At 70.5% G+C, this 26,671-nt stretch carries 23 protein-coding genes; 9 read left to right on the top strand and 14 right to left on the bottom strand.

Annotation, left to right across the window (positions count from 1 at the left end; all coding sequences use genetic code 11):
• Positions 1-41: 41 nt before the first annotated feature.
• Together trhA and ABKA19_RS11910 are read left to right on the top strand one after the other, a co-directional pair.
• Positions 42-716, top strand: coding sequence for a PAQR family membrane homeostasis protein TrhA (trhA, locus tag ABKA19_RS11915; protein ID WP_353689083.1), 675 nt, complete (start codon positions 42-44; stop codon positions 714-716).
• Between the two features lie 87 nt (positions 717-803).
• Positions 804-2,789, top strand: a complete 1,986-nt coding sequence (locus ABKA19_RS11910) for an AsmA family protein (RefSeq protein ID WP_502945779.1) — start codon at positions 804-806, stop codon at positions 2,787-2,789.
• An 87-nt stretch (positions 2,790-2,876) separates the two neighbouring features.
• Here the strand turns inward: ABKA19_RS11910 and ABKA19_RS11905 are convergent, their stop codons facing one another.
• The 3 genes from ABKA19_RS11905 to mtgA are packed head-to-tail and all read right to left on the bottom strand — an operon-like array spanning position 2,877 to position 5,063.
• Entirely contained in the window at positions 2,877-3,305 is a 429-nt protein-coding gene (locus tag ABKA19_RS11905) for a CBS domain-containing protein (RefSeq protein ID WP_162376703.1), read from the bottom strand.
• A complete protein-coding gene (locus ABKA19_RS11900; protein WP_353689082.1) occupies positions 3,265-4,296 on the bottom strand; it encodes a glycosyltransferase family 2 protein in 1,032 nt (343 codons plus the stop codon). Before ABKA19_RS11900 ends, ABKA19_RS11905 begins: the two co-directional genes overlap by 41 nt.
• A 47-nt stretch (positions 4,297-4,343) precedes the next feature.
• Positions 4,344-5,063, bottom strand: a complete 720-nt coding sequence (mtgA, locus tag ABKA19_RS11895; RefSeq protein ID WP_353689378.1) for a monofunctional biosynthetic peptidoglycan transglycosylase — start codon at positions 5,061-5,063, stop codon at positions 4,344-4,346.
• Between the two features lie 68 nt (positions 5,064-5,131).
• Between mtgA and ABKA19_RS11890 the strand changes: the two genes are divergently transcribed.
• The 4 genes from ABKA19_RS11890 (at position 5,132) to ABKA19_RS11875 (ending at position 10,299) form a co-directional block, all read left to right on the top strand.
• Complete coding sequence (locus ABKA19_RS11890) at positions 5,132-6,424, top strand: aspartyl/asparaginyl beta-hydroxylase domain-containing protein (protein WP_353689081.1); 1,293 nt, start codon at positions 5,132-5,134, stop codon at positions 6,422-6,424.
• Between the two features lie 2 nt (positions 6,425-6,426).
• Entirely contained in the window at positions 6,427-7,317 is an 891-nt protein-coding gene (gene hslO, locus ABKA19_RS11885) for an Hsp33 family molecular chaperone HslO (RefSeq protein WP_353689377.1), read from the top strand.
• 131 nt (positions 7,318-7,448) lie between these two features.
• Complete coding sequence (locus ABKA19_RS11880) at positions 7,449-8,336, top strand: XOO1806 family protein (protein ID WP_162376700.1); 888 nt, start codon at positions 7,449-7,451, stop codon at positions 8,334-8,336.
• A 109-nt stretch (positions 8,337-8,445) separates the two neighbouring features.
• Positions 8,446-10,299 (top strand): tetratricopeptide repeat-containing sulfotransferase family protein, encoded by a 1,854-nt coding sequence (locus ABKA19_RS11875; RefSeq protein WP_353689080.1) that lies wholly within the window; start codon positions 8,446-8,448, stop codon positions 10,297-10,299.
• Here the strand turns inward: ABKA19_RS11875 and ABKA19_RS11870 are convergent.
• The 9 genes from ABKA19_RS11870 to ABKA19_RS11830 form a co-directional block, all read right to left on the bottom strand.
• On the bottom strand, positions 10,227-11,219 hold the full coding sequence (locus ABKA19_RS11870) for a class I SAM-dependent methyltransferase (RefSeq protein ID WP_353689079.1): 993 nt from the start codon (positions 11,217-11,219) through the stop codon (positions 10,227-10,229). The genes ABKA19_RS11875 and ABKA19_RS11870 overlap by 73 nt on opposite strands.
• A 135-nt stretch (positions 11,220-11,354) precedes the next feature.
• The gene (locus tag ABKA19_RS11865; protein WP_353689078.1) at positions 11,355-13,901 is read right to left on the bottom strand and encodes a TonB-dependent receptor plug domain-containing protein; all 2,547 of its coding nucleotides are present in this window, start codon (positions 13,899-13,901) and stop codon (positions 11,355-11,357) included.
• 215 nt (positions 13,902-14,116) lie between these two features.
• Complete coding sequence (locus tag ABKA19_RS11860; RefSeq protein ID WP_353689077.1) at positions 14,117-15,673, bottom strand: tetratricopeptide repeat-containing sulfotransferase family protein; 1,557 nt, start codon at positions 15,671-15,673, stop codon at positions 14,117-14,119.
• Positions 15,674-15,716: 43 nt separating this feature from the next.
• Positions 15,717-16,949 (bottom strand): ABC transporter permease, encoded by a 1,233-nt coding sequence (locus tag ABKA19_RS11855; protein ID WP_353689076.1) that lies wholly within the window; start codon positions 16,947-16,949, stop codon positions 15,717-15,719.
• Positions 16,946-17,674 (bottom strand): ABC transporter ATP-binding protein, encoded by a 729-nt coding sequence (locus tag ABKA19_RS11850; RefSeq protein WP_353689075.1) that lies wholly within the window; start codon positions 17,672-17,674, stop codon positions 16,946-16,948. The genes ABKA19_RS11855 and ABKA19_RS11850 overlap by 4 nt, the downstream gene beginning before the upstream one ends.
• On the bottom strand, positions 17,671-19,161 hold the full coding sequence (locus ABKA19_RS11845; RefSeq protein ID WP_353689074.1) for an efflux RND transporter periplasmic adaptor subunit: 1,491 nt from the start codon (positions 19,159-19,161) through the stop codon (positions 17,671-17,673). Before ABKA19_RS11845 ends, ABKA19_RS11850 begins: the two co-directional genes overlap by 4 nt.
• A gap of 103 nt (positions 19,162-19,264) precedes the next feature.
• Positions 19,265-20,560, bottom strand: coding sequence for a sensor histidine kinase (locus ABKA19_RS11840; protein WP_353689073.1), 1,296 nt, complete (start codon positions 20,558-20,560; stop codon positions 19,265-19,267).
• 122 nt (positions 20,561-20,682) lie between these two features.
• Complete coding sequence (locus ABKA19_RS11835; protein ID WP_162376693.1) at positions 20,683-21,402, bottom strand: response regulator transcription factor; 720 nt, start codon at positions 21,400-21,402, stop codon at positions 20,683-20,685.
• Between the two features lie 142 nt (positions 21,403-21,544).
• Positions 21,545-22,207, bottom strand: a complete 663-nt coding sequence (locus ABKA19_RS11830) for an arylesterase (protein WP_502945778.1) — start codon at positions 22,205-22,207, stop codon at positions 21,545-21,547.
• Here ABKA19_RS11830 and ABKA19_RS11825 point away from each other — a divergent pair.
• The 3 genes from ABKA19_RS11825 (at position 22,185) to ABKA19_RS11815 (ending at position 25,953) form a co-directional block, all read left to right on the top strand.
• Positions 22,185-22,964 carry an ABC transporter ATP-binding protein gene (locus tag ABKA19_RS11825; RefSeq protein WP_353689071.1) on the top strand — a complete coding sequence of 260 codons (780 nt, stop codon included), beginning with the start codon at positions 22,185-22,187 and terminating at the stop codon, positions 22,962-22,964. The genes ABKA19_RS11830 and ABKA19_RS11825 overlap by 23 nt on opposite strands.
• On the top strand, positions 22,961-25,450 hold the full coding sequence (locus ABKA19_RS11820) for an ABC transporter permease (RefSeq protein ID WP_353689070.1): 2,490 nt from the start codon (positions 22,961-22,963) through the stop codon (positions 25,448-25,450). The genes ABKA19_RS11825 and ABKA19_RS11820 overlap by 4 nt, the downstream gene beginning before the upstream one ends.
• Positions 25,451-25,581: 131 nt before the next feature.
• Positions 25,582-25,953, top strand: a complete 372-nt coding sequence (locus tag ABKA19_RS11815; RefSeq protein ID WP_162376690.1) for a DMT family protein — start codon at positions 25,582-25,584, stop codon at positions 25,951-25,953.
• Between the two features lie 55 nt (positions 25,954-26,008).
• Here ABKA19_RS11815 and ABKA19_RS11810 read toward each other — a convergent pair whose 3' ends face one another.
• Together ABKA19_RS11810 and ABKA19_RS11805 are read right to left on the bottom strand one after the other, a co-directional pair.
• Positions 26,009-26,311: an Mpo1-like protein gene (locus ABKA19_RS11810; protein WP_162376689.1), complete on the bottom strand. Its 303-nt coding sequence runs from the start codon at positions 26,309-26,311 to the stop codon at positions 26,009-26,011.
• Between the two features lie 28 nt (positions 26,312-26,339).
• A complete protein-coding gene (locus ABKA19_RS11805) occupies positions 26,340-26,663 on the bottom strand; it encodes a YnfA family protein (protein WP_353689069.1) in 324 nt (107 codons plus the stop codon).
• Between the last annotated feature and the right edge of the window lie 8 nt (positions 26,664-26,671).

The following is a 26,671-nucleotide window of genomic DNA, read 5'->3' as shown; positions in this document are numbered from 1 at the left end:
TACAGATGCATGCCCGCCGGGCATGCAGTAAGTTTCGGCGCATGCCGGCCGCCCCCTCCCCCGCCGCGCACCATGTGCGCCACGAGATCGCCAACGCCCTGACCCACGGCCTGGGCGCCGCCGCCGCGCTGGCCGGCGGCGCGGTCCTGATCACCCTGGCGGCGATCTACGGCGACGGCTGGCAGCTGGCCGGCGCGATCGTTTTCGGCGTCGCCCTGCTGCTGCTCTACACCGCCTCCACGCTCTACCACGCGATCCAGCATCCGGTCGCCAAGGGACGGTTGAAGGTCTTCGACCACTGCGCGATCTACCTGCTGATCGCCGGCACCTACACGCCTTTCACGCTGATCGGCCTGCGCGGCCCCTGGGGCTGGGGGCTGTTCGCGGCGATCTGGACGCTGGCGCTGGCCGGAGTGGTGTTCAAGCTGTTCTACACCGGCCGTTTCCCGCGCCTGTCCACCGCGATCTACATCGCCATGGGCTGGCTGGTGGTGGTGGCGATGAAGCCGATGATCGAGGCGATCGATGCCTGGACGCTGGGCTGGCTGCTGGCCGGCGGCGTCTTCTACACGCTGGGCACCTACTTCTACCACCGCGAGTCGATCCGCTATTCGCATGCGATCTGGCACCTGTTCGTGATCGCCGGCAGCGTCTGCCACTTCGTCGCGGTCAGTGCGCAGGTGCTCACCCCGCGGCTGCAGCACGGGTTCGGCTGACCCGTCGACGCGTGGTCCAAGGGCGGCTGAACCGCCGGCACCGCGCGTTCGCGCGCCGTGCACGCCGGTCCTGCCGATACTGGGCGCATGAATGCGCCGGAGCCCTCGTCCAAGCCGCCACGCACGCAGCGCCTGCGCCACTGGCGCCCCTCGCGCCCGACGCGCTTCGTGCTCGGCGCGCTGGGCATGGCATTGCTGCTCCTGCTGGTGTTCTTCGACTGGAACTGGTTCAAGGGACCGCTCGAGCGTTCCGTGAGCAGCGCCACCGGGCGCGAGTTCCGCATCGATGGCGACCTGGACGTCGACCTGGGCCGCACCATCACCGTCTCCGCCGACGGGGTGCGCCTTTCCAACGCCTCGTGGTCGAAGCAGGCGCGCATGGGCAGCGCCGACCGGGTGGAAATCGACATCGCGCCGCTGCCGCTGCTGGCGCTGCGCCTGCGGATGAAGGAAGTGCGCGCCACCCGCCCCGACCTGTGGCTCGAGACCGCGCCTGATGGCAGCGGAGGAAACTGGGAGTTCGGTGCACGCGACGACAACGAGGCGACGCCGCGCTGGCGCCTGGAACGACTGTGGATCGACCAGGGCCGGCTGCGTTTCACCGACGCGGCCGAGAAGACCGACATCGACATCGTCCTGGCGAGCGTGGCGCCTGGCGCTGGTGCGCGTGCCGATGCGTCCGCTCCGGTCGCGGTGGCAGGCAAGGGCCACTGGCGCGGTGCCGCGTTCCGGCTGGAAGGCCAGGCCGCCTCGCCCCTGGCCCTGGCCGACACCGACACGCCCTACCGGATCGACCTGGACGCCAGCGCAGGCGCCACCCGCGCCAGCGCCAGCGGCACCCTGACCAACCCGTTCCGCTTCCAGACGTTCGACGTGCAGATGCGCCTGCAGGGCCAGGACCTGGAAGACCTCTACCCGCTGCTCGGGCTGGCGCTGCCGCCCTCGCCGCCGTACCGCCTCGATGGCCGCCTGCGCCGCAATGGCGACGTCTGGCGTTACGAGGGATTCAAGGGCACGGTCGGCGACAGCGACCTGGCCGGCGACGTGCAGGTGGACGTGTCGGGCAAGCGGCCCATGTTCACCGCGCAGCTGCTTTCGCGGCGCCTGGATTTCGACGACCTCGCCGGCTTCCTCGGCGCCCCGCCGTCGACCGGCGGCGAGGAAACCGCGAACGCGCAGCAGAAGAAGCAGGCCGCGCAGCGCGCCGCCAGCCCGCGCCTGCTCCCGGACACGCCCTACGACCTGGCCAAGCTCAACGCGATGGATGCCGACGTGCGCTGGCGCGCGCAGAAGATCCATGCGCCCAAGCTGCCGATGATCGACGACATGGACGCCCACCTGCGGCTGGACGCGGGCCTGCTGCGGCTGGAACCGCTGAACTTCGGCGTCGCCGGCGGCGACGTGCGGTCCACCATCCGCATGGACGCGCGCAGCGAGCCGATCGACACCCGCGCGCAGATCAGCGTGCGCGGGGTCGAGCTGCCCCGGCTGTTCGCGCAATCCGAGCTCGCGCAGGGCGCGATCGGCCGCATCGGCGGCGACATGCAGCTGCACGGGCGTGGCAACTCGGTGGCCGCCATCCTCGGCAGCGCCGACGGCGAGGTCGCCCTGGGCATGGGCCGCGGCCGGATCAGCAACCTGATCATGGAGCTGGCCGGACTGGACATCGCCGAATCGCTCAAGTTCCTGCTCACCGACGACCGCCAGGTGCCGATCCGCTGCGCGTTCGCCGACTTCGGCGTACAGGACGGCGTGATGACCTCGCGCGCCCTTGCGTTCGACAGCACCGACACGATCATCGTCGGCGAGGGCACGGTGGACCTGGGCGACGAAAGCCTGGACCTGCTGCTGCGGCCCCGGCCCAAGGACCGCAGCATCCTCTCGCTGCGCTCGCCGCTGCGGGTCGGGGGCACGTTCAAGGACCCCTCGTTCCGTCCCGACCTGGCGGCGCTGGGCGTGCGCGGCGCGATCGCGCTGGCGTTGGGCAGCATCACCCCACCGGCGGCGCTGCTGGCCACGCTCGAGACCGGCCCGGGCGAAGACAGCGACTGCGGCGGCCAGTACGCGCGCTGAGCCCGAGGGGTCGGTTGCGCGCTCCGCCAGGATGCGTGGCCCGGCGATCCGCGGGCTGCCACGCCGCCGGCGAGAGCCCGCCTCGCGTCAACCGGCGATGTAGCGCTGCAGCTGTTCCAGCTCCAGCTGCTGGTCGGCGATCACCGCCTTGACCAGGTCGCCGATGGAGATCACGCCGACCACCTGCCCGCCTTCGACCACCGGCAGGTGGCGGATGCGCCGCTCGGTCATCAGCTGCATGCAGGCGGTCACCGGCGTGTCCGGGCCGACCGTGACCACCTGCGCGGTCATGATCGCGCTGGCCGGCGTGTCGGCCGACGAGCGCCCCTGCAGGACGACCTTCCTCGCGTAGTCGCGCTCGGACAGGATCCCGGCGAGCGTCTCCCCGCGCAGGACCAGCACCGCGCCGATCGACTTGTCGGCCATCAGCCGGATCGCCTCGACCACGGGCGCCTCCGGCGCCACCGCGAAGACTTCAGCCGGCTTGTCGGCCAGCAGTTGACGTACCGTGCGCATGGGCGCCTCCGTCAGCGGGTTGCTCCTGCGCGAAGGATACTCCTGCCGCTGCCGGATGCCACGCATCCACCAGGTAGAGCGGTCGCTGCTTGGCCTCGTCGTAGAGGCGGCCCAGGTACTCGCCGATCAGGCCCAGCGCGATCAGCTGCACGCCGCCCAGGAACAGGATGACCACCATCATGGTCGGCCAGCCCGCGACCCGGTCGCCCCAGACCAGGGTCTTGGCCATGATCGCCACGCCGCCGACGAACGCCGCCAGCGCGGTGAGCAGGCCGATGTAGGTCGCCACGCGCAACGGTGCGGTGGAGAAGCTGGTGATGCCCTCGAGGGCGAAGTTCCACAGCCGCCAGAGACCGAATTTGCTGCGGCCCGCCAGCCGTGGCGAGCGCCGGTACGGCAGGGCGACGCGACGGAAGCCGATCCAGCCGAACAGGCCCTTCATGAAGCGATGCCGCTCGCGCAGCTGGCGCAAGGCCGCCAGCGCGCGCGGCGAAAGCAGCCGGTAGTCGCCGGTGTCGGCCGGCACCGGCGTGGGCGAAAGGCGGCCGATCAGGCGATAGAACACCGCGGCCGCGCCGCGCCGGACCCAGCCGTCGCCTTCGCGTTCGATCCGGGTGCCATAGACGTCGTCCCAGCCCTCGCGCCAGCGCGCGACGAACTCGGGGATCAGCTCGGGCGGATCCTGGCCATCGGCATCGAGGATCATCGCCGCCCCCTGCCCGACCCGGTCCAGCCCGGCGGTCAGCGCCGCCTCCTTGCCGAAGTTGCGGGACAGCCGCAGCAGGGCGACCTGCGGGTCGCTGGCGGCCAGGTCCTGCAGGACGCGCCAGGTGTCGTCGCGGCTGCCATCGTCCACGTACAGCACGCCGGCCTGCAGGCCGGCGATCCCGGCCAGCGCGGCGCGGATCCGCGGATGCAGCAGCGGCAGCGCCTCGGCCTCGTTGCAGGCGGCCACCACCACGGTGAGACGATCGTGTCGCGGGTTGTCCATGCGCCGATGGTACGGGACGCGCGTGACCGGCGGCCAAGCCGCCGCCGCTAGTCCAGCTGCTCCAGGTATTCGCTTCCGCCCAGCTGGCGCATCTGCCGCTGGATCCAGCCGGCACGCCGCTGCACGTAGGGCCCGGGGCGGCTCGCGCTGTAGCGCCGTGGCGAGGGCAGCACGGCCGCCAGCCGCGCGCTCTCGGCCGCGGACAGCCGGGCCGCGTCCTTGCGCCAATAGCTGCGGGCGGCGGCCTGCGCGCCGTAGATGCCGTCGCCGAACTCGGCCACGTTGACGTAGACCTCCAGGATCCGGTGCTTGGGCCACATCAGTTCGATCAGCAGCGTGTACCAGGCCTCCAGCCCCTTGCGCAGCCAGCTGCGTCCCTGCCAGAGGAACAGGTTCTTGGCCACCTGCTGGCTGATCGTGCTGCCCCCGCGCACACGCTTGCCGCGCGCGTTGTGGTCGAGCGCCTTCTCGATCGCCTTGAGGTCGAAACCGGAATGGCTGGCGAAGTTCTGGTCCTCGGCCGCGATCACCGCCATCGGCAGGTAACGGGAAATGTCTTCCAGGTCGCGCCAGTCGTAGGCGACCCGGAAGCCCCAGTCCCCCTGGCGCCAGGCTTCGCCCTGCCGGGCCAGCATGAAGGCCGAAGCCGGCGGATCGACGAAGCGCAGCACGGCCACCTGCAGCGCCGACAGGGCCACGAACAGCGAGGGGACCCAGAGCAGCCATCGCCAAGGGCTCCGCCTGCGCTTGCCGGTCGCGTTTTCGATGGCCCGCCCCCTGTCTGTCGACCTCGGCGGGAATGATAATGCGCCAGCCCACCCGCCCGGCACATGCCATGAACAGTCGTCCGCCCTTACCGCTGGCCAACCTCGTCGCCGAGGCAGAATCGCTGACCCGCGCGGGCCGGCCACAGGAAGCCCATGGCCTGTGGGAGCGGATCCTGGCCATCGACCCGGCGCATGCCACCGCGCTCAACCAGCTGGGGGCCCTGACCCTGGCGCACGGCGACCTCGACCTGGCCGAGTCCTACCTGGAGCGGGCCGTGGCGGTTTCTCCCCGTACCGCCACCACCCACGCCAGCCTGTCGCGCCTGCACGCGATCCGCGGCGACCGGGAGCGGGCGCTGGCTTCGATCGACGTCGCGATCCAGATCGACCCGACCGCCTGGGTGCCGCACCTGCAGAAGGCGCGGCTGCTCGAGGAAACGGGCCAGCTGCGCTCGGCGGGACTGCACTGGGGAAGCGCGCTCAACTACATGCCCGAAGCGGTCAGGCGGCAGCAGCACATGGAACAGACGGTGCTGCATGCCCAGGCCGCGGTACGCCGCAACCAGGAGGAACTGGCCAGCCACCTGGAGGACGGCATCGGCCCGCTGCTGCAGGGGCACGACCGCCGCGAGGTGGAGCGCATGCGCCACAGCCTGGACATCCTCGCCGGTCGGCGCAGCTTCGTTACCGCCAAGCCGTTGACCCTGCCGATTCCGCGCCTGCCGGCCATCCCCTTTTTCCATCGCGAGGACTTCGACTGGGTGCCCGAGGTGGAGGCTGCCTTCCCCGACATTCTCGGCGAACTGCATGCGCTGCTCGACCAGGATGCCGGCTTCGAGCCCTACGTGCAGACACCCGAGGGCCAGCCCAAGGGCCAGTTCGCCCCCCTGGACCGCAACGTAGACTGGGGCGCCTACTTCCTCTGGAAGCACGGCCGGCGCATCGACGCGCAGGCCGACCTCTGCCCGCTGACCGAGGCTGCCATCGGCCGCGCCCCGCAGATGAAGGTGCCCGGCCGCGCCCCGGTGATCTTCTTCTCGGCGCTCAAGCCGGGCGTACACATCCCGCCGCACAATGGCGCCACCAACGCCCGGCTGACCGTCCACCTGCCGCTGATCATCCCGCCCGACTGCGCCCTGCGGGTGGGCGAGGAAACCCATGTCTGGGAGCCGGGCCGGCTGGTCCTGTTCGACGACACCATCCGCCACGAAGCCTGGAACTCCAGCGACAGGCTGCGCGTGGTCCTGATCTTCGACGTCTGGCACCCCATGCTGACCGCGCTCGAACGCGAACTGGTGGTCGCGATGACCGGAAGCCTGATGTCGTTCTATGGCGCCAATGCCGACCTGGGTGAACTGTGAACCTGCCTGATTCCGACCACGACCTGCTGACCCGCTTCCTGCTGCCGCATGCCGGCGTCCGCGGAGTCCATGTGCGCCTGCATGGCAGCTGGCAGGAGCTGCTCTCGCACGCCAGCTATCCGCCGGCCGCCACGCGCCTGCTCGGCGAAGCCTGCGCGGCGGCGGCCATGCTGACCGCGCACGTCAAGGTGGAAGGCCGCCTGTCGCTGCAGCTGCGCGCCGATGCGCAGCTCAAGCTGCTGTTCGCCGAGTGCACGGCGGCGGGCACCGTGCGCGGCATCGCCCAGCTCGAGGACGGCTCGGACGCCCCGGCGGACCTGCAGCGGCTGGCGAACCCGGTGCTGGCGATCACCATCGAGAATCCCGGCCTGGATCCGCGCGAGCCGCTGCGCTACCAGAGCCTGGTCGAGCTGGCGTCGGGGGCGCTGGACGAAGTCCTGGAAGACTACTTCCGCCAGTCCGAACAGCTGCCCAGCCGCCTGCTGCTGGTCGCCGACGGCGCTCACGCCTGCGGGCTGATGCTGCAGAAGCTGCCCGGCGACGAGGGTGACGACGACGGCTGGGCCCGGGCGGGGGCACTATTCGACACCCTGTCGGCGGAGGAGCTGGCCGCCACCCCGGGCCCGGCGCTGCTGCACCGGCTGTTCCACGAGGAGGCGCCGGAAGTGATGTTGCAGAAGGGGCTGGCGTTCCAGTGCTCCTGCTCGCGCGAGCGGGTCGCGGCCATGCTCCAGTCGCTGGGCGAGGAGGAGGCCCTCGCCGCGGCACGAGATGGCGAAGTTGAGATCCAGTGCGGGTTTTGCGGCCGTTTCTATCACTTCCCTTTGGCGGAAATCGGCGTATTGTTCGGGCTGCCGCCGGCCAATGTGCCGGCGCCGGACCGGTTGCAGTAATCGGTTACGCAGGCAACGGGTCAGGCGTTCCCGGGGAGGGCCACGACTTGTTAACCAATCGTAAATCCCATACGATGCGATTCCCTGCCGCACGGGAACTGCCGTGCCGTCGAGGTGTCTGAGAGCAGACCATGAAACTGCGCCGCCTGCCCCTGCTGGCTGTCCTGCTGACCGCGCTCTGCGCGGCGCCGGGAGCCTACGCGCAGAGCAAGCCGGCACCGGGTAGCGACCGGCAGACCGTCCTCCCCGTCTGGAACAAGGGCAGCGGCAAGGTCGAGGCCGTCCTGTTGCTGGAGCCCACCGGCCAGGCCGGCCCGGGAGCCCGCTGGCGCTTCGGCAACAACTCGCTGGATGCGGCATTCGGCCTGGGCGCAGGCGACTCGCTGGGGCTGCTGTGCAGCGGCTCCGGCGGCGCTGACATCAACAGCCTGGCCAGCCACTGCCTGCTCGCCAGCCTCGGGGCGGACAATCCGGCCAGCAGCCCCGCTCGCCGCCTGACGGCGACCACGGCGATCAGCCGCCAGGGCAACCGTTTCGGCCTGACCGCCGGCAACACCCAGGGCGCCACGCTGCCTGCGTGGCTCAATACCGAAGGCGGAGCCGCATCGCTGGCCCACGCCGGCAGCGTCGAACAGAACGACCTGCAGGTGTTCGGCCAGAAGAGCATCGGCGCCGAGGCGTATGTCTCCATCGCCGGCACCTATGCCCGTGCCAGGCTGGTCCCCCTGGCCGACGCCGGCCCGGGCCTGGTCGACCAGTGGAACAGCAAGAGCCTGAGTGTCGGCGGCGGCTACGGCGCCTTCGGCGCCAGCGTCATCGGCCGCGTGGTGGATGTGCCGGGCCAGCCCGGCAAGTGGGAAGGCCTTGGCCTGGGCCTGACCTGGCGCACGCCGTGGAGCGGCCAGCTCACGGTCGGTGCGGAAAATGTCGTCACCCGCGGCAAGAACCCCTTCTCGCCGACCAATGGCGACTCGGACGAGGGCACCGTGCCCTACGTCCGCTACGAACAGGGCCTCTGATCCAGCCTTCGCCGCAGGCGCCAGCGACCGTGGCGCGCCCGCAGGCGTATGAGCTTGGGCGGCATTGCGGCGATAATGCCCGCCCCACGCTGCGGCTCCATCCTGCACCATGACCGCTCCCGGCCCGGTTTCCGTCGCCCTGCAACGCGCCGCCGTGCTCGAGCGGGAAGGGCGGCGCGACGTCGCCCTGCAACTTCTGCGAACCGCCGCCGGCAGCCATGCCGACGCCGGCGCGCACCGCAGCCTGGCCCAGGCCGCCATGCGCCTGGGCGATCCGGCAATGGCGATCGACCAGATGCAGTCCGCACTCGGACTCGAGCCGGACGATCCGGAACTGCGCTTCCAGTTCGCGTGCCTGCTGGCCCACGAGGGGCGGAACGCCGAAGCGACGAACCACTTCCGCCAGTGCGTCGAGCGCGCGCCGCGCAACTTCCAGGCCTGGCACCTCATGGGTCTGGCCCTGCAACGCCAGGGGCTCCACGGCGACGCGCTGCGGGCCTTGCGGCAGGCCTCGGCCCTGGCGCCCGGCAACCCGCGCGTCCTCGAGGCCTTGGCCGAGTCGGAGTTCCATGCCGGCTACCCGGAGGATGCCCTGCCGCTGTGGCGGGAGCTGTTCGCGAACCGGCCGGACGATGCCACGGTGATACTGCGGACGTCGGAGACGCTGAACCGGCTCGGCCGGCATGGGGAAGCGCTGGCGATGCTGCGCGAGGCGACCAGGCGGCAGCCGGCTACCGGCGACATCTGGATGGCGCTGGCCCAGACCGAGGAGGACGTGGGCGATCGCGAGGCCGCGCGCGCGGCCTATCGCGCCGCGCTGGCCGACCATCCGGACTGGGCCTTTCCCGTGAGCGGATTGCTCGGCCTGGACCGTGGCAAGGCGGACGACGCGCTGGTCGCGCAGGCGCAACGCCTGCTTGCACGGCCGGCGCTGCCGGACGCCGACCGCGCGCTGATCGGATACGAACTCGGCAAGGTACTGGATGGCCGCGGGGCATATGCCGAGGCCATGGATTGCTGGCACCAGGCCAACGCCGCGCGCCGACGCATGACCGGAGCCGCCGACGCGGCGCAGCTCGAGCGCCATGCGGCGCGCACCATGGCGGTGCTCACCGGTGCACGGCTCCGGGCGCGGCACGCGCGCTGGCCCGGCAGCCCCGACAGCCGGCCCTTGTTCATCGTCGGCATGCCGCGCAGCGGCACGACGCTGACCGAGCAGATCCTTGCCGCGCACCCCGCCGGCCACGGATGCGGCGAATTGCCCGACATCGCGCTGATCGCGCGCAACCTGCGCGCGGGCGACGCACCCGCCGATGCGTGGCCGGCCTCCATCGACCTCCTCCCCGATGCCGCGCTGGACGCGGCCGCGCGGCGCTACCTGGCGGCCGCGGCCCGCGACGCCCCTCAGCAGGCGCAGCGCCTGGTCGACAAGGCGCCGCTGAACTTCTTCCACCTCGGGCTGATCGCGCTGCTCTTCCCCCGGGCGCGCGTGGTCTGGTGCCGGCGTGATCCGCGCGACATCGCGGTTTCGGTCTATGGCGAGAATTTCTCGCTGGAAGAACGGCTGGCGACCAGCCTGGAAGGCATCGGCCACTACATCAACCTGCAGACGCGCCTGATGCGGCACTGGCAGACATCGCTCTCGCTGCCGATCCTGGAGCTCGCCTACGAACAGCTGGCCACGGCGCCCGAGGAGCAGGCGCGCCGGCTGATCGCGTTCGCCGGCCTGCCATGGGATCCGGCGTGCCTGGAGTTCCACCGCAGCGACCGTGGCGTACAGACGCCGAGCCGGTGGCAGGTCAAGCAGCCGGTATACACACGCTCGATCGGGCGCTGGCGCAACTACGAAGCCGACCTCGGCCCACTGCTCGAGGTGCTCGAGGACGACGCCTACCCGACGCTGGCCTCACCGCCACCCGGGGGAGCGCAAACCAGCGACCAGGCCACCACGCCCTCGGCCTGACGCAGCTCACTGCAGTCCACCGCCTGGCCGGGCCGGGCGGAACGAAGGCGTTCCCGCAGGTCTTCCAGCTGCGCTGCATCCAGCGCGTGGGACACCATCTCGGCGGTGCGCAGGCGCGCACGCGCGAGCTCGCCCGCATAGGCATCCATCGACTGCAACGTCGCGTCGGCGCCGCCGGCGGGCACGCGGGCGACCAGCCCGTGCACCGCCTGGCGCGCCTCCAGGAGGAGATCCGGCGCAGTCGACTGCCGCGCCCGCTCGGCGAGGGCCTGCATGGCCGCGTTGTAACGCGCGCGCGCGCGCGCGGCGCGCTCGGCCTCGCCGGCGGGAATGCCGGCGCTTGCCTGCGCCAGCCAGGGGATCACCCCGCGTGCCGCCTCGACAAGGCCGTCGTCGCCCGCCAGCCATCCATGGTGGCCTAGCTCCTCGCGGCCCACGGCCACCAGCACCGAACCGGCATGGTGCATGACCAGGGCGATCGGGGCGCGCGGGCGCAGCACCCGCAGGCACTCGGCCAGCGCGGGCGCGCGCCGGGCATATTCGAAGCCGAACTGGCTCATCGCACCATCGAAGGAAGCATCGGCGAACGGCAGGGCTTCCAGGCGCACCGACCGGTGGAAGCGCACGCCCCGGTGCAGCGAAGGCGAATGCCACGCCGGCGCGACATCGGCCAGGTCCACCGCATCGATATCGGCGGCGTCCTTGTGCAACTCCCACACCAGCCGCGGCAGCGGCCCATTGCCGGTGGCCAGGTCCAGCAGCCTGGCCGGCGGCGGAAGCCGTTCGAGGAACGTGCGCCAGAACTGCGCGATCGCTCCCCCGTAGTTGTCCTGGTCGCCGGAGGCGCACGAATGCAGCCGTCCGCTGGACCAGTAGGAGGACCACGCCTCGCGCCGTTCGTTGTCTTCGCCCGGGCCCATCACCGTCTCCAGGAAATCCGCCGGACAGCATGGCAACCGGGGGCGGCGCTGCCAAGTCGCGCCCACCGCCAGCCAGCCCGGAAAAAAAAGAAGGCCCCGTTTCCGGGGCCTTCCAGGTACTACGTCAAGCTTGGATCAGAACGTCTGGGTGTAACGCAGGTACACGGTGCGGCCGTAGGCGTCGTACAGGTAGAAGTTCCACGGACGGCCGTCGAACGGCACCAGCTCCGGATAACGATCACCCACGTTGGTGGCGCCGATCGCGATCTTGCCGTTCCACGGAGCCGACCAGGCCACCTGGACGTCGTTGGTGGCGTAGCCGCCGACCTGGCTGGTCGCCGAGCTTTCCTGGCCAGCGATGTAGTTGATGTTCCAGGTGAAGTTCCAGTCGCCGAAGGCCCAGTCGTTGGCCAGGTTGGCGCGCAGGTCCGGGTAGCCCAGCAGGCCGGAGTACTCGATCAGCACGCCCTGCGGCGTGGTCACGTCGTACTTGTTGACCCAGGAAACGGTCAGGCGGTTCTGCAGGCGGCCGGCGCCGCCGAAGTCGAAGTCCGTGTTGGCACGGAAATCGATGCCGTCGGTCTCCAGGTCACCCGCGTTGGCGTAACCGGCGGTGATCTCGGTGATGCGGCCGTTCGGCAGGCGGACGATCTCCATGCCGGCCGGGATCGGACCGTAGGTGCCCGGATCGTTGTCGGAGTTGATGATGTCCTGGGCGCCGATCTGCGAGATCGTGTCCTCGACCGTGATGTTGTAGTAGTCCAGGCTCAGGTCCAGCCAGTCGACCGGGTCATACACCACGCCGACGCTGAACTGGTCGGACTGCTCCGAAGCCAGCGACGGGTTGGCGATGAAGAAGGTGTCGACCTGCAGCTGGCAGGTCGCCGGCTGGGCCAGCGCGGCGCAGGAACGCGGATCGTTGACCGGCTCGGCCGAGAAGGTCGGCGCCTGGGTCAGGATGTCCAGGCCCGGGGCGCGGAAGCCCTGGCCCCACGAAGCGCGGAAGGTCAGGTTGTCCAGCGGCTGCCAGCGGCCGGCGATCTTCGGCGAGAAGTCGTTGCCGTAGTCGCTGTACTTGTCGTAACGGCCGGCGACGGTGATGTCGAACGCGCTGGTGAACGGCAGCAGCCACTCGAAGTAGGCCGAGGTCACGTCGCGGCCACCGCCCGAGGAACCACCCGACGAACCCAGCACCACGCCCGCCTGCGACAGCGAGTCGTAGACGTCCTGGAAGCGGTCTTCGCGGTACTCGGCGCCGACCACGGCGTTGGAGATGCCGCCGCCCATTTCGAACAGGTCGAAGTTGACGCTGCCGAAGTACTCGGCGCTCTTGTAGAACGAGTTGCGGCCGATGGTGGCGGTGAAGCCCTTCACGGTCTCCTCGCTGGCACCGAACGGATCGGTGACCAGGTAGTCGCCACGGTCGGCGGCCTGCTGGGCGAGGCTCGAGATCACGTAGCCGTTGCCGACTTCGATGTACTTGTACGAGGTGCGACGGGCGCCGAAGTCCACCGAGATGGTGTCGGTCAGCTGGCCGGTGAAGCCCAGCAGGAAGTCGTTGTTGGTGGTGTCGGTGGTGTTGTCGCGGTTACCGGCCGCGGCGAAGCGGTGGTAGAAGTACGTCGGCAGGCCATCGCCCTTGACGACGTCGTTCACCGTGCCGTCGGAGACCTGGAAGATGCCCGGCACCGGCGCGTAGCGGCCGAAGGTCTCGACCTTGCTGGTGGTGGCGGTCATGTAGACCGTCCAGTCGTCGTTGATCTGGTAGTCGCCACGCACGAACACCGAGGTGTTGTCGACGGCGGCTTCGTTGGCGGCGACCGAGTTGAAGTCGAACGAACACAGCGAGACGCCGTCCGAGTTCGGCGGCAGGCTCCAGAAGCCGTTCGAGTTGCAGTCGAAGCCCGGGACCGGACGCGGGCCTTCCGCATCCCAGTCGTAGTAGTTGTTGCCGTAGGTCGACACGCCGCGGGTCTGGCCGCCGATCTGGTCGCGGGTGAAGACCATGCCGCGGCTGGAGTACGACGCGCCACCGATCAGGCGGCCACGGTCGCTGGAGGTACCGAAGACGGCGGAGACGTCTTCCAGGTCGCCGCCCTTGATCGCGGGCGAGCCGTAGCCGTAACGCAGCTCGGCGCCGTTGAAGTCCTTGCGCAGGATGACGTTGACCACGCCGCCGATCGCGTCGGAGCCGTACACGGCCGAAGCGCCGTCGGACAGGATTTCAATGCGCTCGACAGCGGCCAGCGGGATGGCGTTGAGGTCCGAGCCGGACGAGGCCGACATCGGGTTGGTCGGGGCGCGGCGGCCGTCGATCAGCACCAGCGTACGACCCGAACCCAGGCCGCGCAGGTCGACGGTGGCCAGCGACTGGGCCGAGCTGCCGGACTGCGGACGGAAGTTGCCGAAGGAGGCGAAGGTGCTGTCGCGCAGCACGTCGGCGACCGAGACGTCGCCGGTGGCGTCGATCGAGGCGCGGTCGATCACGATGACCGGCACGGCGCCTTCGATGTCGGCGCGCTTCAGGCGCGAACCGGTAACTTCGATGCGATCGAGGGTGGTCGCTTCTTCGCCTTCCTCGGCTTCCTGGGCGAAAGCGGCCGGGGCAACGACGGCGGTGGCAAGACCGGCCACCAGGCCGAAGCGCACCGCGTCGCTCAGCAGATTTCGGTTCAACTTCATCATTCTCTCTCCAGCTTTAAAGAGGGTCTCGGTACCTGTGCCGGTACCAAGGAGTGGGTTGCCGGATGGGGAGGGAGCCCGGTCCAGCTGTTCCGGACGTTATCAATTCCTTAATTTTGTCGCAAGCGCGTGTTATAGGCCCGCTTGAAACTATTCGGTACTTGCCGGTTTTTCTTTCCAATTCAAAAAGCTAGCCGCATTCGACAAGTGCCTATTCAGTTTGTGCTGCAGCCCAGCATGGTTTGCAGTGGTACCAAATGCTGCGCGTAGGTGCGCCACTGCCCCAGGTAGCGGGTGTGGATCGGCTCGCGCACCTGCACCGTGCTCGCCGTGCCGACCATCCCGCCCCGCGCCTTTTCGCCCAGTACGTCCCCGCTCCAGGGCAGGCCGCAGAAAGCAATTACGCGACGCGCCTGCGCCTCGGGGTCGGTGACCAGCGACTCGTAGCCCACTTCGAGGATCCGGCCGGGGAACATGCGCACCCAGTGCGACATCAGCCGGCGGTAGCGCAGGTAGTGGCGCGCCATGTCGGGCTGCGAATAGGTGTGCGGGTAGGCATCGCCGAACAGCGCCTTCAGGTTGGAGAAGCAGCTGTCCATCGGGTCGCGCTTCATGTGCACGATCCGCGCATTCGGCAGGGCCGCCGCGATCAGGCCCGCAAGCAGGAAGTTCGCCGGCAGCTTGTCGATGAAGTACCCGCGCCCGTCCGCGCGCCACGCGGCGTGCTCCATGTATCGACGCCCCAGCAATGCCGGGTCCACCTGCGTGGCGGCGTCGATCAGCGCCGCATCCGGATGAGGGCCTCCCATGCGGTCGCAGCACCAGCGCAACTGGCAGGCGAAATCGCGCAGCTCGCCGGCGTCGGCCACGTCGGGATGGGCGGCCAGCGTGCGTTCGAGCAGGGTCGTGCCCGAACGCGGCATACCGACGATGAACAGCGGTACCGGGCCATCGTCGGTATCGGCGCCCGTGCCGGCCGCGGGCGACCATCGCAGCAGTGCCTCGAAGAGCGCTTCCTCGGACTCCTCGGAATAGGCGACCTGCGCGCGCCTGGCCGCCATGCCGCTTTCGAGGTGCATCCATGCCGCTTCGTGCTGCCCCAGGTCGTCGAGCTCCTTGAACAATGCGTAGTGCACCAACGGGGCGAACGCATGTGCGTCACCCAGGCGGGAACGGGCAGCGCGCAGGCGATCGAGATGGTTGCGCTCGGGCGTCTGCCTGCGCAGCGTGGACAGCAGGCGCAGCGCGGGCATGAAGTCGGGCGCCCCGCGCAGGCAGTCCTCGAGCGCCTCCTCGGCCTGGTCGACCTCGCCGCAGTACATGCGCGCCAGGCCGATCAGGTAGTGGAGCCTGGGCGCGTCCATGCCATGCGCGTGCGCGCGCTCCAGGTGGACCCGCGCGAGGTCGTAGAACGACAGGTCGCACAGCATCCTGCCCGCGTCGGCGTGGGTCGACGGATCGTTCGAATCGAGGATGGCCGGGGACTGCAGGCAGCGCAGCCCCGCTTCCACCTCGCCCAGGTCGAACAGGCGGCGAGCCAGTTCCAGCACGAGTGCCGGCTCGGATTCGGGTACGCCGGCGGCAGCCAGCGCCTGCGCCGTCGCCGCGCGCAGATGGCCTTGTTCCAGGTCCAGCGCCAGCAGCCGCAGGCGCGCGGGAAACTCCAGTTCCCGAACCCCGAGCAAACCGCCGAACGCGGCCCGGGCCGCCTGCGCGCCGCTGCGTGCGGCCGCTTCCGCCCTGCGCCAGGCCTCGATCGATTGCGCTTGCATGCATGCCCCGCCCAGATCCCGGGGCATTATGTCAGCCCATCCGCTACTGCCGCAGCGCCTCGATGGGATCGAGCTGCGACGCTTTTCGCGCCGGGTAGTAGCCGAAGAACAGGCCGGTGGCCACCGAGAACGCGGCCGCCAGGGTGATGACCTTGCTGTTGAGTTCGATCGGCAGCTCGCTGTTGTACTGGCCGACCAGCAAGGCGCCGGCCACGCCGAAGGCGATGCCCAGCACGCCGCCGCCCAGCGACAGCAGCATCGCCTCGGCCAGGAACTGCCGTCGCACGTCCGACGGGCCGGCACCGACCGCCAGGCGCAGGCCGATCTCGCGGATCCGCTCCGTGACCGAGACCAGCATGATGTTCATGATGCCGATGCCGCCGACGATCAGCGAGATCGTCGCCACCGCGCCGAGCAGCCAGGACATCTGCCGGGTGGTCTGGGTGCGGGTGGCCACCAGCTGGGACACGTTGCGCACCTGGAAGTCGTCGGGGTCGCCGGGCTCGATCCGGTGCCGCTGGCGCAGCAGCGACTCCACCTCGCCCTGCACGTAGGCCAGGTCGCCGGCTTCGGCCACCGCCAGCGAGATGTCCATCACCGCCCCGGGCGGCAGCCCCATCGCGCCGAGCAGGCGCCGCCGCGCGGTATCCAGCGGCACCATCACCACGTCGTCCTGGTCGCGGCCGAAGCCGCTCATGCCCTTGGGCGCCAGCGTGCCGGCCACGGTGAAGTTGGTGCGGCCGATGCGCACCGTTTCGCCCACGCCGGTGCCGCTGCCGAACAGCTCCCGGCGCACGGTCTCGCCCAGGATCACCACCTTGTCGCCGGCGTACTGCTGCGGCTCGAACGCGGCGCCGTTCGCGACCTGCCAGCCGTTGATCTGCAGGAAGTCGGGCTGGATGCCCTGCCAGCTGGTGGACCAGTTGGTCTCGGCGTACACCACCTGGCTGCTGCCGCGCAGGGAGCCGGACACGTACTGCACTTCGGGGATCTCTTCGCGGATGGCCTCGACGTCGCCCTCGGTGAGGGTGAAGAAGCTGCTGGCGCTCATCCGCACGCCGCCCATGCTGCGCTGTCCTTGCGGTCCGATGTCCAGCTTCTGCGCGCCCAGGCCGGCCAGCTGCCGGTCGATCTCCGCCTGGGTGCCCTGCCCGACCGAGACCATGACGATCACCGCCGCGATCCCGATGATCACGCCCAGCGAGGTCAGCGCGCTGCGCATCCAGTTGCCGCGCAACGCGAACACCGCCGTGCGCAGGATGTCGAGGAAACTCATGCCAGCAACTCCGCATGCGAGGCTTCGTGCAGTTCGCCGTCGCGCATCACGCAGATGCGGTCGGCGTGCGCGGCCACGTGCGCGTCGTGGGTGATCAGGACCACGGTATGGCCCTCGTCGCGCAGGCGCTTGAACAGCGCCAGGATCTCCTCGCCCGTGCGGCTGTCGAGCGCGCCGGTGGGCTCGTCGGCCAGCAGCACCGGCGGGTGGTTGATCAGCGCCCGGGCAATGGCCACGCGCTGTTGCTGGCCGCCCGACAGTTCGTTGGGGCGGTGGTCCACGCGCGCGCCTAGGCCCACCGCTTCCAGCGCGGCGCGTGCCCGGTCGCGGCGCTCGTGCGGCGGCACCCGCGCATAGCCCAGCGGCATGGCCACGTTGTCCAACGCGCTCATCCGTGGCAGCAGGTGGAAGCCCTGGAACACGAAGCCGATGGTCTCCCGCCGCAGCGCCGCCAGCGCCTCGGCGTCGAGCGTGGCCACGTCCACGCCATTGCACAGGTACTGGCCGGCGCTGGGAGTGTCCAGGCAACCGATCAGGTTCATCAGGGTCGACTTGCCCGATCCCGACGGACCCATGATCGCGATGAACTCCCCGGGCATCACCGTGAGGTCCACGTCGCGCAGCGCGACCACCTCGGCCTCGCTCCCGGGGGAATAGACCTTGCCCAACCCGCGGGTGCGGATCACCGGGACCGCACTCCCGTCCGACACCGAGGCCATGGTCATTGCACGTTCGCCCGCTCGCCGGTGACCAGCAGGTCGCCGGCCTTCACCGCGCCGGCGATTTCGGTGCTGGTCCCGTCGCTGGCGCCGACCCGCACCTGCACCGGGACGGGCTGGCCGTTCTCCAGGCGGTAGACCGTCACCCGGCGTGCGCCGGCCAGGCCCGCCAGCTGGCGCTGCACGGCCTGGCGTTGCGCGTCGTCCAGGCTGGCGAGGAAGCCGGCGAAGTTCTGCTGGAAGCGTTCGAGCATGCGCTGGCGCATCTGCCCGCTGGCGCCGCCGCCCTGGCCTGCGCGCTGCATGACCATGCCCGGCGGCATCCCGCCGGCACTGCCACCGGCACGCTGTGCGTTCTGCGCCGCCGTTTCCATCGCCTTGCGCATTTCTTCCTGGCGCGCACGCGCGGCGGCGGCATCGGCATCGAACGCGGCCTGCTGCGCCGGCGTGAGTTCCAGCGTCGCCACGAACGTCGCCAGGTCGTCGATCATCCCCGTGCCGCCGCGCGGCCCGGCGGGCGCGGCGCCAGCCGGCTGGCTGGCCGGCTTGAAGCGCAGCGCGGCGTTGGCGACCTTGAGCACGTCGTCGCGGCGGCTGACCTCGATCTCGGCGTTGACCGTCAGCCCCGGCAGCAGGGTGCCGTCGCTGTTGTCCACGGCGACGACGACCGGGTAGGTGACCACGTTGTTGGTGGTGGTCGCGGCCAGGCGCACCTGCTGCACCTGGCCGCGGAACTGGCGGTCCGGGAAGGCGTCGACCGTGAAGGACACGCCCTGCCCCGGCTTGACCTGGCCGATGTCGGCCTCGTCCACGGCCAGTTCGATCTTCATCTGCGCCAGGTCTTCGGCGATGGTGAACAGCTCCGGCGCCTGCAGGCTGGCGGCCACGGTCTGGCCCGGCTCGATGCTGCGGGTCAGGACCACGCCGTCGACCGGCGAACGGATCACGGTGCGATCGAGGTTGACCCGGGTGGTCTGGGTCGAGGCGGTCTGTTGCTGGATCTGCGCGCGGGCGGCGGCGACCTGGGCATTGGCCTGGTCGAGCGCGGTGCGGGCGAGGTCGACGTCGCTGCGCGCGACCAGCTGCCGCTGCACCAGCTCGGCCTTGCGCTGGTAGTCGAGCGCGGCATTTCGCTGGGTGGCCAGGGCCTGCTCCAGCGTGGCCCGTGCGCTGGCGATCTGCGCATTGCCCTGCGCGATCTGGGCCTCGTAGGTCTTCGGGTCGATCCGCGCCAGCACCTGGCCCTGGGTCACCCGGTCGTTGAAGTCGACCAGGATCTCGGTCACCTGGCCGGAGATCTGGCTGCCGACGGTGACCGTGGAGGTTGCGCTGAGGGTGCCGGTCGAGGAAATCGCCACCCGGATGTTGCCGCGCTCCACCACCGCGGTGCGGAACGCACCTTCGTCGCCGGCGCTCCGCTGCTGCCTCCAGAATCCTATCCCCACGCCCAGCAGCACCAGGACGGCGATACCGGCGACGACGCGGAACAGCACGGGCCGCGATCGGCGGGCGTGCGGACGGGACGGTTGGCTCATGCGCGCATCTTGCAAAGGGGGACGCACACTCTAACGCGCGGCCTGGCGCCGGGTTGACCGGCTAAGCGCCGCCTGCAGGCGGCGGCTGCGGAAAGCGGACCGTCGCGACCGTCCCGGTATCCAGCGCGCTATCCAGCGCGATCTGCCATCCGAAGCGTTCGCACAGGCGCAGGACGATCGACAGTCCCAGGCCGGTCCCCATCGGGCGTTCCGGGGCGGCCCGGTAGAACGGCTCGAACGCCCGCGCCAGCGCCTCCGGCGCCATGCCGATGCCGGTATCGCTCACCTCGACGCTGTCGGGACCGATGGTGATGGCAACGGTGCCCCGGTCGGTGTAGCTGCAGGCGTTCCGCAGCAGGTTGCCGATGACCACGTGGAGCACGCGCGGCGGTGCGTACAGCTGCGGGCGCGCATTGCAGTGCACCTCGAGCTGGACCGGCTTGTCGCCGAGGAGCATGCGCGCGCTGTCGGCCTCTTCCTGCACGACCTCGCAGACGTCGAACCATTCGCTCTGCGGCTCGATGTCCGAGTCGCGCGCCAGGATCAGGAAGGCATCGATCACCGCCTCCATGTCGCGGCCCGAGCGCTGGATGCGTTGCAGGCTGCGCACCACCCGAGGCGACAGCGCCGGATCCTCGAGGGCCATGTCGCTGGCCACCCGGATCACGGTCAGCGGCGTGCGCAGCTCATGGCTGGCATCGCGGGTGAAATTGCGCTCGCGCTCCAGCTGCGCCTCCACCCGCCCGCCCAGGGAGTGCAATGCGCGCGCCAGCTGCCGCGCCTCGCCCTCCATGTCGGCAGGCAGGCGTTCGGGCGCCAGCGCGGCGATGTCGGGGTGGCGCGGATCCCAGCGCGACACCAGGCGCGCCAGCCAGGCCACCGGCGACACCATGCGCTTGGACGCCTTGTAGGTCAGCCAGGTGGCGCCGTAGATCGCGAACAGCGCCAGCATCGCCGGCAGCACCGCGAACCACAGCGCAACCCGGGTGGCCTGGTCGCGCAGGTAGACCAGGTACAACGTCCCGGCCTGCTGCTGGTCGACCCATACCAGCTGGCCGTCGGCCGCCAGGTCGTGGAAGCCCGGCGCCAGCGGGCGCAGGTGGGCCGGCAGCGACAGGTTCGAGTACCCCGCCTCGACCAGGTAGCCGCGCAGGGAGAAGTTGTTGGGCGGGGGTTGCGCCGGCGACGCCTCGTAGAGCTGCCAGAAGTGGCGGGCTTCGTCCTGAAGGGTGGCCTGGATGAAGCCGTACTTGAACAGGGTCGCGACGACGTAGAAAGCGACCAGGATCGCCAGGCTCGCCATGACCATCTGCACGATGAAGGCGATCCGGATCTTCCTTGGCAGACCGTGCGGCATTCGGGGTGGGCTGGGAGGTGGCTGCCGAGTCTAGGCAAAGGCGGATCGAGCCGGCGTGATTGTCCGGCCCGACCTGCGCATGGCGCCAGTCCCCGGCGGTGGCACCGGCCGCTTCGGCTGGATCAGTTCGCAGCCACCGGCTGGGCGATGTCGGCCACCCGGTAGCCCGCGCTCTGCACGGTATGCAGCAGCGGCCGGTCGAACGGCTTGTCGATCACCTTGCGCAGGTTGTAGAGGTGGCTGCGCAACGTGTCCGAGTCGGGCAGGCTGTTGCCCCAGATCTCGCGCTCGATCTCCTGGCGGCTGACCACGCGCGGCGATTCGCGCATCAGGATGGTCAGCAGCTTCAGGCCGATCGGCGACAGCTGCAGTTCCAGGTCGCCGCGCGTCACGCGCATGCTCACCGGGTCCAGCACGAGGTCGGCGACGGTCAGCACCTCGGACCCGACCTGGCGGCGCTCGCGGCGGATCAGCGCACGCAGGCGCGCTTCCAGCTCCTGGATCGCGAATGGCTTGGTCAGGTAGTCGTCGGCGCCATGGCTCAGGCCGGTGAGCTTGTCGTCCAGGGTGTCGCGCGCGGTCAGCATCAGCACGGGGGTGGACTTGCGTGCGTCGCTGCGCAACCGGCGACAGACCTCGATGCCGTCCAGCCGCGGCAGCATCAGGTCCAGCACCACCGCGTCGTAGCTGTTCTCGGCGGCGAGGCGATAGCCGTCCAGGCCGTCGGCGGCGTAGTCGACTTCGAAACCCCGGCTTTCGAGGTACTCGCCGATCATCTCGGAGATGTTTCGGTTGTCCTCGACGACCAGCACCAGCCCGGCGGTCTCTTTGCCCTGACGCATATCCCACTCCGTGTTTTCAGCTTTGTGAACCTTGCCGGTGCCCGGGTGGATGGCGTGTGAAGGCACTGCCTCGAGCGGGAGGCGCAAGCGGCCCTCCCGCGCACCGGTTCAGCCCGCGTTTCGGAATTGCGGAAGGCCGGCGCTACAGCAGCGGCTCCAGCGCGGACCAGGCGTTCTCGAGCAGGCGAGGCTGGGCCGCGGCGGTGGGATGCAGGCCGTCGGATTGCATCAGGCCGGGCTGGAGGGCCACGCCCTCGAGGAAGAACGGCACCAGTGCGACCCCATGCTGCCGGGCCAGGTCCGCATAGACCTGGCGCAGGCGCTGGCGGTAGGCCGGACCATAGTTGGGCGGAACATCGATGCCGAGCAGCAGCACCTTGGCGCCGGCATCCTCGGCCAGAACGGCCATCTTTTCCAGGTTGCCTCGCACCTGCGCCGGTGCCAGTCCGCGAAGGGCGTCGTTGCCACCCAGCTCGACCACCACCACCGAGGGCCGGTGCTTGGCCAGCAACGCGGGCAGCCGTACCAGCGCACCGGCGGTGGTTTCGCCGCTTATGCTGGCATTGACCACCTCGCGCGGCCGGTCATCGCGCGCGGCCAGCCGGCGGCCGAGCAGGCTGACCCAGCCCGAGCCCGCCGGTATGTTGTGCTCGGCGCTCAGGCTGTCGCCCACCACCAGCACCGGACCGGTGGCCGGACCTCTGGCACAGGCCAGCACCGGGGCCAGCAGCGATGCTGCCAGCAGCAGCCAGCACGCCAGCCGGCGTGGCCGCCCCGCGACCATGCCCCGCCAAGCTTCGATCATCCGCATCCTGGAGACTCCCATCGATACCCTGTCCACTACCGCCCCCAGCATAGCCACCGCGATCGCCGTGAACGATGTCGGCAAGTCGGTGGCCGGGCCGGAAGGAGAAGTGCGGATACTCGATGGCGTCGACTTGACCGTCGATGAAGGCGGCACGGTCGCCATCGTAGGCGCCTCCGGCTCGGGCAAGACCACCCTGCTCGGGCTGCTGGCCGGGCTGGACCTGCCGAGCCGCGGCAGCATCACCCTGGCCGGGCAGCGGCTGGACGCCCTGGACGAGGAGGCGCGCGCGGCGCTGCGGGCGCGCGAAGTCGGATTCGTGTTCCAGAGTTTCCACCTGCTGCCGTCGCTGACCGCCGAGGAAAACGTGGCGCTGCCGCTCGAGCTGGCCGGCCGCGAGGACGCGGCGCGGGTGCGCGAGGTGCTCGAGTCGGTCGGCCTGGACAAGCGGCGCCGGCATTACCCGCGCCAGCTCTCCGGCGGCGAGCAGCAGCGCGTGGCCCTGGCCCGCGCCTTCGTCGGCCGGCCACGGATCCTGTTCGCCGACGAGCCCACCGGCAACCTCGACCAGGCCACCGGCCAGCATGTCAGCGACCTGCTGTTCGAGCTCAACCGCCGCAACGCCACCACCCTGGTGCTGGTAACCCACGACCTGGCGCTGGCGCGGCGCTGCCGGCGGGTGTATCGCCTGGATGGCGGCCGCCTGCATGCGGTCGCGCCGCTTGTCGACGGCGAACAGGCCGGGGACCCGGCATGAACGTTCTGCGGCATGCGGCGCGTTCTCTGCGCCGTGAATTCCTCGCGGGCGACCTGATGACCGTGTTCGCCGCGCTCGCCCTGGGGGTGGCGGCGATGACCGCGGTCGGCACCCTGGTCGACCGGGTGACCCTGGCCCTGACCTCCAGCGCCGCCGAGGTCGTCGGTGGCGACCTGGGCGTGCGCGGTCGCGAGGAGCCGCCGGCGGGACTGGCCGACGAGGCCCGCCAGCGCGGCTTGCGCAGCGTCCGCATGGTCGCGTTCCCGAGCGTGCTGTTCCACGGCGAGGCCAGCCAGATGGCCACGGTCAAGGGCGTGAGCGAGGGTTATCCGCTGCGCGGACAGCTGCGCGTCGGGCACGACGCGGACGGCTCGGGTGACCAGGCCGCGGGAACGCCGGCGCCCGGCGAGGCCTACGCCGATCCGCGCCTGCTCAAGGCGCTCGGCGTGCAGGTGGGCGACGAGATCGAGTTCGGCAACGGCCGCGTGCGCATTACCGCAGTGCTGCTGGCCGAGCCGGACGCTTCCGGCGAGCTGCTGCAGATGGCCCCGCCGTTGCTGGTCAATCGCGCCGACGTCGATGCCGCCGGCCTGCTCGGCCCGGGCAGCCGCGCCTCCTACCGGCTGATGTTCGCCGGCGACGCCGCCGCCATCGACGACTTCCGCCAGTGGCTGCAGCCACGCCTGGACGGCCGCGCGCGCCTGGTCACGATCGAGGACGCGCAGCAGGGACTGCGCGGCGCGTTCGACCGCGCCGGACGCTTCCTCGCCCTGTCGGCGTTGCTCGCGGTACTGCTGGCCGGCGTGGCCACGGCACTGGCGGCCAACCGTTTCGCCCTGCGCCGGATCGACACGGTGGCGGTCCTGCGCTGCCTGGGTGCGCGCCAGCGCGACATCCTGGCGGCCCTGTCGCTGCAACTGCTGCTGCTGGCAGTCCCGGCCTGCGTGCTGGGCATCGGCATCGGCATGCTCGCGCAGATGGCGCTGGTCGAAGTGCTGGGCAGCCTGATCCCGGCGCGCCTGCCACTGCCGCAGGCGACGCCGGTCCTCAGCGGGGCCGGCATCGGCCTGCTGTTGCTGCTGGGCTTCGGCCTGCCGCCGCTGCTGCGCCTGCGCGGGGTCCCGCCGATGCGCGTGCTCAACCGCAGCTTCGCCGCGTTGCCCCCCACTTCGCTGCTCACTTACCTGGCCGCCCTCGCCGCGACAGTGGCGCTGGCCGTCTACGCCACCGGCGACCTGCCGCTGGCGGCCTGGATCCTCGGCGGCCTCGGCGCACTCGCGGTGCTGTCCGCGCTGGCCGGCATCGTGCTGTTGTGGCTGCTGCGGCGGGTGCAACGGCGGGTGGGTGGCGCATGGAAGCTGGGGCTGGCGGCACTGACCCGGCGGCGCGGCCTGGCCGTGGTGCAACTGGTCGGATTGTCTCTGTCGCTGTGCGCGCTGCTGCTGCTGGCCGTGGTCGGCCCGGGGCTGCTCGGCGAGTGGCGCGACCGGCTGCCGCCGGATACGCCCAACCACTTCCTCCTGAACATCCAGCGCGACCAGGCCGGCGCCGTGGAAAGCACGCTGCGCGGCATCGGCGTGGCCGATCCCGACCTGCAGCCGTTCGGCACCGGCCGGCTGGTGGCGATCAACGGCCGGCCGCCACGGCGCGAAGCCGACGATGGCGCTGACGGCGCCGGGGACGAGGCCAACCGGCCGGTGAATTTCTCCTGGCGCAGCACCTTCCCGCCGGCAAACACGCTGCTGGCAGGCACGTTCTGGAAGCCGGGAAGCACCGGCGCCGAAGCCTCGGTCGAGGAAGGCTGGGCCGGGCGCTACGGACTCGGCCTGGGCGACACGGTCACCCTGCAGCTGGGCGAGCAGGAGCGCACGTTCACCGTGACCAGCCTGCGCAAGGCCGATTGGGATTCGTTCCGGGTCAACTTCTTCCTGTTGCTCAATGCCGGCGCGGTCGGCGACGCGCCTTACAGCCTGATCTCCAGCTTCCACCTTCCGTCCGGCCGCACCGCGGCGCTGGCGCCGGTGGCCCGCGAGTTCCCGAACGTGTCGGTGCTGGAAATCGACGCGATCCTGCAGCGCGTGCGCGAAGTGATCGAGCAGGTGGCCCAGGCGGTACAGCTGGTGATGGGCTTCAGCCTGGCCGCCGGCGTGCTCGTGCTGCTCGCGGCGCTGCAGGCGACCGCCGGTGAGCGCCGCTTCGACAGCGCGGTGCTGCGCACCCTGGGCGCGCGGCACGGCCAGCTGCGCGGCGCGGTGCTGGTCGAATTCGGCGCACTGGGACTGCTCGCGGCGATCCTGGCGGTCGGCGCGGCCGCGCTCATCGGCACCCTCGTGTCGCGCCAGCTGTTCGAACTGGCGCTGTCGCCGCCGTGGACGTCGCTGCTCGCCGGCGGCGCGCTGGGAGTGCTGCTGAGCCTGGTGGCCGGCTGGTCGGGAACCCGGCGGATCCTGCGCACCCCGCCGGCGCTGGCGCTGCGGGAGGCCTGAGCGCCGGCCCCGTCGCGCGGGGCGATACCGTGCAGCCGGGCCTCTTCGGGAGGCCGGCGCGCGCGAGGCGATGATCGGGACGTGGCGCTGGCCTATGCTGCGCTCCCGGTTCCCACGAGTGCGCCTGCCCGATGCCCGCCCTGCCCGTCTCCAGCTATTTCGTCCCGCTGCTGCTCCTGCTGGGCAGCAACGTGTTCATGACCTTCGCCTGGTACGGGCACCTGAAGTACAAGCATGCCCCGCTGCTGACCGTGATCCTGGTCAGCTGGGGCATCGCCTTCTTCGAATACCTGCTGATGGTGCCGGCCAACCGGATGGGCAGCGCGGTGTATTCGGTGGTCCAGCTCAAGACGATCCAGGAGATCATCACCCTGGTGGTGTTCGCCGGCTTCTCGGCCTGGTACCTCGGCCAGCCGCTGAAGTGGAACCACTATGCGGCCTTCGTGCTGATCGTCGGCGCGGCATTCCTGATGTTCTACGAAGGCCCGGCCGCGGCGCGCTGAGCCGCCGGCCCGCGTCCGTAGCGCGATGCGCCCCGCGCCGCGCGGGGCGCCGGGCTCAGAAGCGGATCTTCCCGGTCAGGATGTCCTTGAACATCACCCAGTCGCCGGCGAAGGAGTAGAACGGATGGCGGAAGGTCGCCGGCCGGTTCTTCTCGAAGAAGAAGTGCCCGATCCAGGCGAAGCCATAGCCGCACGCCAGCGCGGCCAGCAGCCACCACGGGTTGCCGCGCGCGATCGCCAGGGCCAGCAGTACCAGCACGCCGCAGCTGCCGATGAAGTGCAACCGCCGCGAGGTGCGGTTGCTGTGCTCGGACAGGTAATACGGATAGAACTCGCGGAAACTGGCGAAACGGGCCATCGCATCCCCTCCCAGGGAACGCCGCGCGCTACGCGCTGCGCGGCGCGAACATGATGACGGCCATGCCGGCCAGGCACAACGCCACGCCCAGCAGGTCCCAGCGGGTCGGGCGGACGCCGTCGACCCCCCACAGCCAGAAGATCGCCAGGCTGATGTAGACCCCGCCGTAGGCCGCATAGACGCGGCCGGTCGCGGTCGGATGCAGGGTCAGCAGCCAGGCGAAGAGCGCCAGGCTCGCGGCGGCGGGCACCAGCAGCCAGGCGCTTCCGCCATTGCGCAGCCACGACCACACCAGCCAGCAGCCGGCGATCTCGGCCAGCGCGGTGATCGCGAACAGGAGGAAGGTGGCCATGGCCGGCG

This window comes from Pseudoxanthomonas sp. Soil82, from assembly GCF_040446535.1.
Lineage (GTDB): Bacteria > Pseudomonadota > Gammaproteobacteria > Xanthomonadales > Xanthomonadaceae > Pseudoxanthomonas > Pseudoxanthomonas kaohsiungensis.
This window is presented reverse-complemented; position numbering and strand designations above follow the sequence as displayed.